The sequence below is a fragment of the Paenibacillus oryzae genome (assembly GCF_001675045.1).
GTDB classification, from domain to species: domain Bacteria; phylum Bacillota; class Bacilli; order Paenibacillales; family Paenibacillaceae; genus Pristimantibacillus; species Pristimantibacillus oryzae.
Genome location: NZ_LYPA01000048.1, coordinates 57701 through 69213, shown reverse-complemented (window position 1 = coordinate 69213; position 11513 = coordinate 57701). Strand labels below are relative to the sequence as shown.

The window sequence follows — 11513 nt, the reverse complement described above, 5'->3', positions numbered from 1 at the left end:
AATTGGCAATTTACTACAGCAGACGCTAGGATCAGGCTTAGAAAGCTATACCCTGTAATTTAAGGTTTACAGAGTACTAGGCTGTCGCTTCAAAACGGAAGGCCGCGGCATAGCTGCTGTACTTTTGTCTTTGAGTTCGTTATGATGAGGTTATCAAGATTTTGAATCAACGATATACCGGACGAAGCACGTCCTTTCCATTATGGAAAGGGCGTTTTTTGTGTGGACAGAGGGAGGGAGTGACAGAATGAAGGAGTTGCTTGATCCTCGTAATGACTTTGTATTCAAGCGTATTTTTGGAAGCGAGGATAACCGGGATGTGCTTCTGGCGTTTTTGAATTGCGTGCTGGCGGCAGGAGAAGGTCCGCTTTTAACGGAGGTTGAGGTGCAAAATCCGTATACAGACAAGGATTCGCCGTCTGACAAGCAGTCTATTTTTGATATTTGGGCCAAAGCGTCCGACGGAAGCTTGATTGATGTTGAGATGCAGTTGTTTAACAAGTATGATATAGAAAAGAGGACTTTATACTATTGGAGCAAACGGTACAGCAGCCAGCTGCAGGAAGGCCAATCGTATAAAGAGCTCAATAGATGCATTACCATTAACCTGCTTAACTTTTCAATCATCCCGAACGATCTGTATCATAATGTGTTTCATTTGCGGGAGAGAAGCAGCGGCATTATTTTATGCAATGATATTGAAGTGCATATTATGGAGTTTTCCAAGCTGAATCATTGCGCTATGCCAGCGGGAAGCGGGCTGTTGAACTGGCTCCTGTTTTTAAAAAATGATGATTCCTATGATTGGGAGGCGTTGAGGTTGAATGAACCTAAATTAGACAAAGCGATGGACACGCTCCAATTTCTAAGCCAAGACAAAGAGGCGCGAATTTTATATGAGCAACGGCAAAAATATTTGCATGATCAAGCGTCGATGCTGGATTGGGCAATAGATAATGGTTTAAAAAAGGGTTTGGAGCAGGGGCTTGTACAAGGTCTGGAACAAGGTCTTGAACAAGGTCTTGAACAAGGTTTGGAACAAGGTTTGGAACAAGGAATAAAAAAAGGAATAGAAAAAGGTTTGGAGCAAGGAAGGCTCGAGGGGCAATATAAAAAAGCAGCCGAAATTGCAGGCAACATGCTGGAGCTTGGCATAGACATGGCTACGATTGTGAAGGCAAGCGGGTTATCGCATGCGGAGGTTGAAGATATCAGAATAAAACGAAAGCTATAGGCTAAACAAAAGAATTTTAGTGAAGAGGACCGGTATTGAAAGGTCTTTATTTGCAAAGCAGAAACAGCCGCTGACAGGATGAACGGCATTCATTCGTTAGACACGACTAACAAGGATGATGCGGTTCAGCCATCAGCGGCTGTTTTTTTATAGGAAAAAATCCAGCATGGTTGCCGTTAAAATAATGACGCTGATCACTTGATTCAGATTATAGGAGGCAATTTTCATCAGCCGCGGGCTTCCTGGTTTGACAAGCCCGTGCTCCACCAGCAGAAGGATCAGCGTTAATCCTAAACCTAAGGCATAAATCCAGCCCGCGCCGCGTATAAAGCCAAGGCCCGCCAAAAGGAGCAGCATGGTTCCATGAAGTAAACGCGATATCCAAAGCGAAGAATTCATGCCGAAGGTGCCGGGAATGGACCATAGGCCTTGCTTTCGATCAAATTCGATATCCTGTGTAGCATATATAATGTCAAAACCGGCTATCCACAGCATAACCACGGTTCCCAACATAAAGGGAGTTATGGCGAATTGGCCGGTTACGGCAAACCATGCCCCGATGGGGGCGGAGGCAATAACAAAGCCGAGATAAAGGTGGCTGAGCCAAGTAAAGCGTTTCGTGTAGGAATATGATGTAATCAGGACAATCGCAACCGGCGATAAAATAAGACATAACGTATTCAGCATGGCTGCCGCACCGATAAACAGACTATAGTTAATCAGCACAAACCATGCCACTTCCCTTGATTTCAACCTGTTTTGCGGAAGATGGCGATGGCTGGTGCGGGGATTAAGCCTGTCAAACTCCGCATCAGCCAGCCGATTAAAGGCGTTGGCCCCGTTTCGGGCTGCCACGATTGCAACCAGCGACCATATCCAGACGGAAAGGGGCGGCAAGCCTTCAGCCGCCCAAATTAGCGATATCAAAGCAAAGGGCAGCGAAAACAACGTATGCGAAAACATAACCAGCTCGCCGAAATGTCTGGTTTTGCGCCAAACTGCAGCGGCTACCGACATAACCATCAGCCTCCAATCGCCAGCAGGCAATCCTTCATAGCGATGGCCATATCGGCAATATTTTGCTCTGTAATAATGAGCGGGGGCTGGAACGCAACGACGTTGCGGCCAACTCCGTTTTTACCTAACAAAAAGCCGCGATTTTTCATCAATTCCAGCAGTTCATCGCATTTTACGGCGTTAATTGCAGGATCGTCAAAGTCCAGTTCCATTCCAACCATTAGTCCTAGTCCGCGCACATCTCTAATAAAGGAAAAGGTTTCCTTTAACCCGTTAAGCTCCGTTAGCAGTAAACAGCCCATTTGTTCAGCCCGTTCCACAAGTCCGTTTTCTTGAATGTAATCCAGAACAGCCAGCGCCGTAACGGACGAAACGGGGTTTCCGCCAAAAGTGGAAGCGGAAGGGCGGTTAAGTGATGCGGCGATGGAGTCGGCGGCGGCAAACGCGGAGATGGGCGTGCCGTTACCAAGAGCCTTTGCCATTGTCAGAATGTCTGGTACAACGCCGTAATGCTGGATCGCAAACAGGCTGCCGGTCCGGCCAAAGCCGCTCTGAATTTCATCGCAAATCAGCAATACGCCGTAGCTCTCCAGTACTGCTTTGACCTCTTTGAAATACCAGAGAGGGGGAACGATAATCCCCCCGTTGCCCTGAAGGGGTTCGATAATCATAGCGGCCATTTCATGTCCCTTTAGCTCCAGCAGTGTCTTCAATGCCGCTATGGAATGCCGCGCGGCCTCCTCATGATCGACGTGATTATCGTCAAACGGCCTCGGGATAAAATAAACAGGCTCCTCCTCCAAATAACGATCCGCTCTCCACATGGCAAGCCCTGTTACGCTCATCGTTAAATAAGTGCGTCCATGCAGCGACTGCGTAAGCGATATAAATCCCCGCCTGCCCGTATGCAGCCTCGCCAGAAGCAGCGCTCCTTCATTGGCCTCCGACCCGCTGTTGCAGAAAAAAGTCCGGTTCAGATTTCCGGGAAGCAACCCGGCAAGCCGCTCAGCCAGCCTGACGTTGGCTTCGGTTAAATAGATGGTGCAGGTATGCTGCAGCTCCTGCAGCTGATGACTGGTTTTTGCCGTAATTTCTTCATTGCTGTGTCCGCATGACATGACCGATACGCCGGCAAAAAAATCAGTGTATCTTTTGCCCTCGTGATCAAACAGATATTGCCCCTTCCCCTTGACCAGCAGCGGCGGCTCCTTATAGAAATGTTGGGTACAGGGATAAAAATATGACTTTCTAAGCTCAAGCGCCTGTTCCGGCCCCTGCAGGCATCGGTTCCTCTTCATTTCCTTTTGCACCTCCTTCTACAGCAAAATCCAGCGTTCCTAACGTATAGCCGCCATAAATTGGTTTCATGGCTGACATAATGGCTTCGGCGCGTTCCGGCTGCTTCAGGCAATCGCGATAAGCGCGGATGATGCTTCTGAGCTGCTCGGTGGAATAGGTGCATCCCTCGATCCGAAAATGGGTGACGCCTGCTTTTTGCAGCGCCGGGACGAGCGGAAGATAACAAAGCTCCTTGGCTAACATAAGATGGTTGCGGCCGTGGTGATCCCGATAGACCGGATTTTCGCCCTTGTCAGTCATTAGCACCAGTACGGAATTATCGACATATTGATTGTCGGCATTGGCAATTGGCTCGAGGGCGACTGTATTTGCATAGAGATCATGCTCCAGATACATAATGGCCGGCGAGCCATGCACCGTTAATTCTGTGGTAAGCTCCGTATGAGATAGCAGATCTGCCAGCTTGTCGCGGTGGAGCTCCATCGAAGCGGTCATTCTTTCCAAGCCAAAATCAGCATAAAGTCTTTCTGCTTCCTGATTATAAATATTGAGATTAAAATCGCCGATCATCCGGTAACCTAGCGGGGCAAACTTATAAGCGGCTCCGATATGAGTAATGAGAATGCCGTCCAGCTCCAGATTTCCGGCTGCCAGCAAATGTCCATATTGCTCCATATGAAGGCCCGTCATCATACGCGGCATGCCCAGCACTAGTTTTGTGGGGCCTTTAATGGCCAGCAGGTTGTAGATATCCTCCTTGGAGAAAGGAAGATCGGGAAAAAATACATCCCCCGACAAATAAACCGTATCGACGCCTTCTGCAATCGCCATTTCGGCCTGCTCCATGTTATTTACTCTGACCGTCAGCCGCGCCGGAGTTTTGGCGGGACGATTAACGGCTTCCAGCAGCTCGAAAACTTCCTTTACTTTAGACTCCGTCAGTTCTCTTTCTTCGGTTGGCGTACTAAAGACCTTGCCTGTGCTGTAAAATTTGCCGGTTCCTTCATAACGCCTGTTGATATTGTCCAGACCGGGTTTGCCAAAAGCGTAAGCGGTGGAAAAATCGCGTTTGCGGTTTTCGTAGAGGAGGTCTGCGTCCTTGGTTCGGTTAAAAGCTACCGGGTCATCAAGATAACGGTCTATGGCATCGCCGTAAGCGGTCACGATCATCTGGATAAAAGCAAGATCGCGCATGCGGCCTTCCAGCTTGAAGGAAGTGATATTGGCTTCAATCAGCTCGGGAATATGCTCGTACATATACATGTCCTTGGCGGCCAGCGGATATTCGGTAGGATAAAGCTTGCCGTTTCTTTTGATCCGGTAATCCCAGCGGCACGGCTTCATGCACCTTCCTCGATTGCTGCTCATCCCGAACAGGAAGGAGCTGGACAAGCAATTGGCGCCGTGAACGGAGCACATATCGCCATGAACAAAATATTCAAGCTCCATCCCGGTAGTAGCGTGAAGGAGCTGAGCCGTCTTCAGGTCCATTTCCCGCGAAACGACGGTTCGAGTAACGCCAAGCTCCTTCATAGCCTCCACCATACCGGTATTATGAATATTCATCATCACAGAGGAGTGAACAGGAAGGCGCAGCCCCAGTCTTTTGATTATGGATACGACGGCAAAATCCTGCACGATAATGGCATCGGTTCCGATTGCAGCAAGGTAAACCAAATAGTCTTCAAGCGGCTTCAGTTCCTCTGGACTGATCAGGTTGTTTACCGTTACATAAACCTGCTTGCCCATGCTGTGGGCGATGTCGACGGCTTCCTTCAGCTGCTCTCTTGAGAAGTTGTAGCCTTTGCGTATCATGCGCATGTTAAACATGGAGCCGCCGATATAGACCGCATCGCAGGGAGTTGCAATGACCTCCTTAAAAATCGAAAGCGTCCCCGCCGGAGCAAGAAGCTCGATGCTTTTTCCATTCAGTGTCCTTTTCCCCATAATTGATGTCTCCTCTGCCCGGTAATGGATTCATTTATATGCTCTATTCTAAAGGAGGAAAAGAACAATTATTGTGAAAATAATCACATTACCTGAATTGCTGATCGTTAAAAGTGTGATGCGTCACATGTGGATGATATGCTGATTATGGTACGATAAAGCAAACAGCGTTTATGGCGGCATAGGCCTGCATGACTTGGAAGGGGATAAAAGCATGAAAACATTAATGTTTGTGGAAATCGGGATGGGCATTGATTTGCATGGCCAAAATGTAACCAAAGCAGCGGTCAGAGCGGTACAAAATGCTATTCACCACAATTCCATGCCTGGCATTGTTTCTGTTTTGCCGGATGGAGATTTGACCAAAATGAAGGTAAATGTCCGACTGGCCATTCCGGCTGATCGGGACAAGCTGGAGCTCGAAGAGGTACGAAAGGAGCTGCCGTATGGCGAGGTTACGTTCGATGTGGTGGACGGAGGGATGCTGACGACTAGCGGGATTTTGCTCCCGGACAAGGAAGACATCAATGAGATGGCCTACATAGTAATAGCCTCCGTAGAAGTAGGCTACTAGAAGGGTAGCTCAAAAAGTCCGCTTCCCATTGCGAGTCATGACTGGCGTCATGGCCGGCGGCGAATATGGCATTCAGCCGAAACTTCCGTTGCTCACTTAGCTTCCACTAAGCTCCGCTACTCAGTTTCTAGCTTCATGCCATCTTCTTGGCACTGAGAACCGGACTTTTTGAGCTTTTATTTGAAGGGTAGCTCAAAAAGTCCGCTTCCCATTGCGGGACATGACTAGTGTCATGGCCGGCGGCGAATATGGCATTCAGCCGAAATCTCCGGTCCTCACGTAGCTTAGACTACGCTCCGGTCCTCGATTTCTAGCTTCTTCCCATCTTCTTGGCACTGAGAACCGGACTTTTTGAGCTTTTATTTGAAGGGTAGCTCAAAAAGTCCGCTTCCCATTGCGGGGCATGACTAGTGTCATGGCCGGCGGCGAATATGGCATTCAGCCGAAACTTCCGTTGCTCACTTAGCTTTCACTAAGCTCCGCTACTCAGTTTCTAGCTTCAAGCCATCTTCTTGGCACTGAGAACCGGACTTTTTGAGCTTTTATTTGAAGGGTAGCTCAAAAAGTCCGCTTCCCATTGCGAGTCATGACTGGCGTCATGGCCGGCGGCGAATATGGCATTCAGCCGAAACTTCCGTTGCTCACTTAGCTTCCACTAAGCTCCGCTACTCAGTTTCTAGCTTCATGCCATCTTCTTGGCACTTCCCATTACTCCGCTGCGAATCTTGTGAATAGCTGCCAGATTAGCTCTCTGCGGCTGTGGACATTTGTTTTTAGAAAAATGGATTTGAGATGGTCCTGGACGGTATAGGCGGATATAAATAATGTATCCGCAATTTCTTTTGTGGAAGCGCCGCGAAAAACAAGCTCCGCTATATCGCTTTCCCGGGGAGACAAGCCATACGCTTTGGACAATAGCGGAAGCATGTCAGCCGGTTTGGCGGGCTCCACAACGATGGCTGCGCCATAGCCGCCCTTGGCGTCTGTCAATCGGCTGCCGCGAATGGTGAGATAGGTGCCGTCCGGTACCCGAATGGTTACGCGGGCAGATTTGCCGTTCCCCTCATTGCCGCTGCCCACCTTGGCGCTGATAGCCAGCAATGGGCGAGGCAAGTAATCCTCCGTTATATTCTCCCATTCTCTGAGCAGACTTAGCCAGCCTTCCGCAGGATGATTCCAGGATACAAGCTTAGCGTCCTCCGACAAGATGATAATGCCGGGTTCATCGCTGCTGCCTGCGGCTTCCGAGGCTGCGGGCAGCGTCAAGGTGAAGGAACGGAGCCCATGAGCTATAACAGGCGATAATGCAGCGACTATAGCTAATTCATCCCCCGTAAAAGGTTCATGGGAAGTACTTCGGAATAACGTCAGATAACCCCAGCAAGCGCTGTCGCATATCAATGCGGCTCTCAGCTCGTCAGAAAAGCCCCCTGGTTCAAGAACCTCAAGGTAGCGCTGGCTCTTTTCCGGTTTTCCTTCAGTAGCCAAAACAAGCGAGGCTATTGGATGCGGAGACGCCGCAAGCCGATTGTAATCGTTAATATCTTCATTTCCAAACTCAAACTGAAGCAGCCTGGCATGGATGCTTTCCAGCCCTTCTTCCGTCATGGCTCCCGTAGATAGAAGGGTCAACGGATCGACAGAGGTGCAGCAGGCTGCATCAAAGGATAAAACGCTGCGCAGCAGCTCTATGACTTCTTTTCGATAAACGTGTGCCGAAGCCGACTGCTTAAGCAGCTTGCCAAGACGTGTCTGAAGACTTGAAAGTTGCATGGCTGATTCCTTTCTTTATTGTATAGGTGAGCAATAGCAAGCGTTATCCCTTGAATGTGGGATAGTGTTCTTCCGGCAACCCTATATAATGAAAGCGATAAGGACGTGTCCAAAAGTCAGGGGAAGAAGGTTGCCCCAAGGATATGCCTTATTATTTAGTTAATATTCATTGTACCGGACGGGCAGTCTGAGGAGAAGAGGGTGGCTGACATGAAAGAAAAGATTGTAGTTGTTGGCGGATACGGACATGTAGGGAGCGGTATTTGCGACCGTTTGGGAAAGCTTTATCCCGGCAAGGTGTATGCGGCGGGCAGAAGTCTGGACAAAAGCGAAGCATATAGCCTTACGACGCAAGGCCGCGTCAAACCAATGAAGCTGGATAGCAGAGCGCTTCCCGATGAGAACTGGTTCCGCGAGGTTGCCGTTGTTGTTATGTGTCTGGATCAGCAGGATACCCTTTTTGCGGAGAGCTGCCTGAAAAACGGCATTCATTATATTGATGTTGCTGCAAGCGGAGACTGGTTTGAAAAGGTGGAGCGCTTGGCGGATTCCGCAAAGATCGGAGGAGCTTCGGCTATTTTGAGCGTGGGGCTTGCTCCCGGGTTAACCAATTTGCTTGCAAGGACCGTTGCCGAAGGCAGCCGGGACGAGCTGTCAATCGAAATCGGCATCATGCTTGGACTGGGAGATAGTCATGGCAAGGCGGCAATTGAATGGACGGTAAAAGGATTGTCGGAGCCATTTGAGGTTACGGAGCGAGGCAAAAAAACAATCAAGCAAGCCTTTTCCGAGGGCAAAACAGCTTTTTATGGCTCCAGGCTTGGCCGCCATAAGGGCTATCGGTTTCCGTTTTCGGATCAGGTCGCGCTGCCGCGCAGCTTGGGGGCGTCCTCGGTGTCTACACGGCTATGCTTTGATTCTCGTATGGTCACAGCTCTGGTAGCTTTATTTGCTCCGCTGGGATTACGGCGTTTGCTTCAGTGGAGCGCTTTTAGAAAACTTTTCGCAAGCTCCCTGGAAGCCATAAAAATGGGCAGTGATGTGTATGCTCTTTCCGTTGTAAGCTTTGATGGAGATCAGGTGTTGCGAAGAGCTCGTCTTAGCGGCCGCAACGAATCGGACATTACAGCGGCGGCGGCTGCCGCAACCGCTAAGCTGGTTTATGAAGGCGCGGCCCCGGCCGGCATTTTTCATTCGGAGGAGCTGTTTGCGCTCCAGGCGACAGGGCGGGAGCTGTGGCTTGAAAGCCGCCCGCTACAGTCGGATGCGGCAAAACCCGGACAGCAGCCGAAGACAAAAACCGCACCGCTGAAGCCTGCAAAAGCCCGGATCGAGGCAAAAGAGCTTTTTGTTGAGATCGAGCAAGCCCTTACGTGATTATTCCTGCTCTTGGAAATAGAGTTAGGCTCCGGTTCCTCCATACGTTATAATAGGTTTATAGAGTATTGAACCAAATCGGGAGGGAACTGAACATGCGGCACGAAATTTTGAGTCAGGGTCAATTTGCATTGCTGAAGCTTGAATTGGAGCCGGGAGACCGGGTTAAGGCAGAATCCGGGGCTATGGTATCCATGTCGCCGACGCTGGAGCTTAATGGAACAACGGACGGCGGCATAATGAGAGGCCTAGGCCGGATGCTTAGCGGTGAAAGCTTTTTCTTTCAGGAAGTGACAGCCTCGCGCGGCAGTGGAGTGCTGACGCTGGCATCCAAAACAATCGGCGACGTGCGCGCCGTTCATCTGGACGGGAGTTATTCCCTGCTTGTTCAAAAGGACGGGTTTTTGGCAGCGACAAGCGGCATCGAGGTCAGCACCAAAATGCAAAACCTGAGCCGGGGGATTTTTTCGGGAGAAGGGTTTTTTGTTGTTGAAATAAGCGGAAGAGGAACGGTATATCTGTCATCCTTTGGCTCCGTTCACGAGGTTTCGCTGGGTCATGGGGAAGAGATTATAATTGACAACGGCCATCTGGTGGCATGGCCTGCGTATATGTCCTATCAAATTGAAAAATCATCACGCGGCTGGGTATCCAGCTTCAAAAGCGGCGAGCTGCTGGTTTGCCGGTTCAGAGGACCGGGCACTGTACTCATTCAAAGCCATAATCCCGGAGGCTTCGGCAACTGGCTGCGGCGGTTCCTTCCTAAATCCTCCAACTGATCGTTATATGATGAACAAAAGAACCTTCAAAACCACTTCAAAACTGAAAGTGGGTCTGAAGGTTCTTTTTACTGCAAAGGTCTATCAAAATGGCGTTAGTATTCAATATGGCGTTTCATGAAGCTCTAGCGTGATGGGACAATGGTCGCTGCCCAGAATGGACGCTTCAATTCCAGCGGCTGCGATTTGATTCTGCAGATTGCCCGATACAAGGAAATAGTCGATGCGCCACCCGATATTCCGCTCTCTTACCTTGGGCATAAACGACCACCAGGTATAAGCTCCTGCCGTATCCGGATAAAGCTGGCGAAACGAGTCGGCAAAGCCGCTGTCCAATAGACGCGTCATGCAAGCCCGTTCCCCCTGCGTAAATCCGGAATTTCCATGATTGGCTTTTGCGTTTTTAATATCAATTTCCATATGGGCGACATTCAAATCGCCGCAAACGACAACCGGCTTCTCAAGCTTCAGCTTGTTTAAGTACTGCAAAAAGCGCTCTTCCCACTCCAGGCGAAAAGGCAGTCTGGACAAGTCACGCCGGGCGTTGGGCGTATAAACGTTTACCAAATAATAATGGTTGTATTCCAGCGTAATGATGCGGCCTTCGGACTCGCTGTTTTCCTCCAGGCCGTAATGGACGGATAAAGGAAGGTGTCTGGTAAATATAGCTGTGCCAGAATACCCCTTTTTCTCTGCGTAATTCCAATACTGATAATAATCCTCGCCAAGCTCCAGCTTGATCTGGCCTTCCTGAAGCTTCGTCTCCTGCAAGCAAAAAAAATCGGCATCTGCTTGTTTAAAATAGTCCAAAAAACCTTTTCCGACACAGGCGCGAAGCCCGTTGACATTCCACGAAATCAATTTTGTCATCGTTGCCCTTTAATAGTAGAAGTTATTGCTGTAATTGGAATAATCCGAATTAAAGGCGAAAATAAAAACAATGATAACAAACAGCAAGATGATACCGTATAGCAACGTACCGATGATGGAACAGATTAAGCCTGCCATTGACATGCCTTTGCCTTGCTCTCCGCGGGCTTTGATTTCTTTAAGCGACATGCTGGAAATAATGATTCCGACAATTCCGATTAACAAGCCAACATAGGGTATGACAAGGGAACAAATCCCTAATACAAGAGAAGCGATTGATTTGCCGTTTGTTTTGGGAGGCTGTCCATAGGGATTGTAGTAGCCTTGTCCATTGTAGCCGGTTTGATAGCCTTGCTGATATCCGGATTGTTGATATTGATTGCCGTATTGTCCCTGCTGCTGATATTGATTGCCGTATTGCTGCTGCTGTCCGCCGTATTGGTCCTGTCCGGCATATTGCCCCTGCTGCTGAGAGCCATAATGATCCTGCCCGCCGAATTGTCCTTGTTCATTGGACGGGTCCTGCGGCTGGGAGCCAAAACGGTCCTGCCCGCCGAATCGTTCCTGCTGGGGAGCAAAAGGGTCCTGCTTGTTCTGGTTTTGACTGTCGTTCCAGCTATCGGCGTTGCCGGGATTATTATTG

Annotated in this window: 9 protein-coding genes and 1 pseudogene; 4 read left to right on the top strand and 6 right to left on the bottom strand. The window is 49.4% G+C overall.

What is annotated here, in order from left to right:
- Positions 1–247 precede the first annotated feature (247 nt).
- On the top strand, positions 248–1234 hold the full coding sequence (locus A7K91_RS10120; protein WP_068682266.1) for an Rpn family recombination-promoting nuclease/putative transposase: 987 nt from the start codon (positions 248–250) through the stop codon (positions 1232–1234).
- A gap of 147 nt (positions 1235–1381) precedes the next feature.
- Here the strand turns inward: A7K91_RS10120 and A7K91_RS10115 are convergent, their stop codons facing one another.
- Genes A7K91_RS10115 through A7K91_RS10105 form a run of 3 tightly spaced genes read right to left on the bottom strand, consistent with a single transcriptional unit; the run spans position 1382 to position 5497 of the window.
- Positions 1382–2251, bottom strand: coding sequence for a UbiA-like polyprenyltransferase (locus A7K91_RS10115; protein ID WP_068682264.1), 870 nt, complete (start codon positions 2249–2251; stop codon positions 1382–1384).
- 5 nt (positions 2252–2256) lie between these two features.
- Positions 2257–3549 carry an aspartate aminotransferase family protein gene (locus A7K91_RS10110; RefSeq protein ID WP_068682262.1) on the bottom strand — a complete coding sequence of 431 codons (1293 nt, stop codon included), beginning with the start codon at positions 3547–3549 and terminating at the stop codon, positions 2257–2259.
- Positions 3506–5497, bottom strand: a complete 1992-nt coding sequence (locus tag A7K91_RS10105) for a peptidase U32 family protein (protein WP_068682260.1) — start codon at positions 5495–5497, stop codon at positions 3506–3508. Before A7K91_RS10105 ends, A7K91_RS10110 begins: the two co-directional genes overlap by 44 nt.
- 214 nt (positions 5498–5711) lie before the next feature.
- Here A7K91_RS10105 and A7K91_RS10100 point away from each other — a divergent pair, with 214 nt between their 5' ends.
- Entirely contained in the window at positions 5712–6071 is a 360-nt protein-coding gene (locus tag A7K91_RS10100; RefSeq protein WP_068682258.1) for a Lin0512 family protein, read from the top strand.
- A 708-nt stretch (positions 6072–6779) separates the two neighbouring features.
- Here A7K91_RS10100 and A7K91_RS10095 read toward each other — a convergent pair.
- A complete protein-coding gene (locus tag A7K91_RS10095; protein ID WP_068682255.1) occupies positions 6780–7844 on the bottom strand; it encodes a helix-turn-helix transcriptional regulator in 1065 nt (354 codons plus the stop codon).
- A 210-nt stretch (positions 7845–8054) separates the two neighbouring features.
- On the opposite strand from A7K91_RS10095, the gene A7K91_RS10090 reads away from it, so the two are divergent.
- Positions 8055–9221, top strand: coding sequence for a saccharopine dehydrogenase NADP-binding domain-containing protein (locus A7K91_RS10090; protein WP_068682254.1), 1167 nt, complete (start codon positions 8055–8057; stop codon positions 9219–9221).
- A gap of 95 nt (positions 9222–9316) precedes the next feature.
- A complete protein-coding gene (locus A7K91_RS10085; RefSeq protein WP_068682252.1) occupies positions 9317–10000 on the top strand; it encodes a TIGR00266 family protein in 684 nt (227 codons plus the stop codon).
- 102 nt (positions 10001–10102) lie between these two features.
- Here A7K91_RS10085 and A7K91_RS10080 read toward each other — a convergent pair whose 3' ends face one another.
- Both A7K91_RS10080 and A7K91_RS27015 read right to left on the bottom strand, forming a co-directional pair.
- Positions 10103–10870, bottom strand: coding sequence for an exodeoxyribonuclease III (locus tag A7K91_RS10080; RefSeq protein WP_068682250.1), 768 nt, complete (start codon positions 10868–10870; stop codon positions 10103–10105).
- Positions 10871–10879: 9 nt separating this feature from the next.
- Positions 10880–11191 (bottom strand): annotated as a pseudogene (locus tag A7K91_RS27015) (DUF4190 domain-containing protein); the annotation flags it as partial.
- Positions 11192–11513 lie beyond the last annotated feature (322 nt).

What these genes read in the sequence shown, in the direction of transcription:
- A7K91_RS10120 (WP_068682266.1), top strand. Translation starts at nt 248, where the DNA reads ATGAAGGAGTTGCTTGATCCTCGTAATGACTTTGTATTCAAGCGTATT.
- A7K91_RS10115 (WP_068682264.1), bottom strand. Translation starts at nt 2,251, where the DNA reads ATGTCGGTAGCCGCTGCAGTTTGGCGCAAAACCAGACATTTCGGCGAG.
- A7K91_RS10110 (WP_068682262.1), bottom strand. Translation starts at nt 3,549, where the DNA reads ATGAAGAGGAACCGATGCCTGCAGGGGCCGGAACAGGCGCTTGAGCTT.
- A7K91_RS10105 (WP_068682260.1), bottom strand. Translation starts at nt 5,497, where the DNA reads ATGGGGAAAAGGACACTGAATGGAAAAAGCATCGAGCTTCTTGCTCCG.
- A7K91_RS10100 (WP_068682258.1), top strand. Translation starts at nt 5,712, where the DNA reads ATGAAAACATTAATGTTTGTGGAAATCGGGATGGGCATTGATTTGCAT.
- A7K91_RS10095 (WP_068682255.1), bottom strand. Translation starts at nt 7,844, where the DNA reads ATGCAACTTTCAAGTCTTCAGACACGTCTTGGCAAGCTGCTTAAGCAG.
- A7K91_RS10090 (WP_068682254.1), top strand. Translation starts at nt 8,055, where the DNA reads ATGAAAGAAAAGATTGTAGTTGTTGGCGGATACGGACATGTAGGGAGC.
- A7K91_RS10085 (WP_068682252.1), top strand. Translation starts at nt 9,317, where the DNA reads ATGCGGCACGAAATTTTGAGTCAGGGTCAATTTGCATTGCTGAAGCTT.
- A7K91_RS10080 (WP_068682250.1), bottom strand. Translation starts at nt 10,870, where the DNA reads ATGACAAAATTGATTTCGTGGAATGTCAACGGGCTTCGCGCCTGTGTC.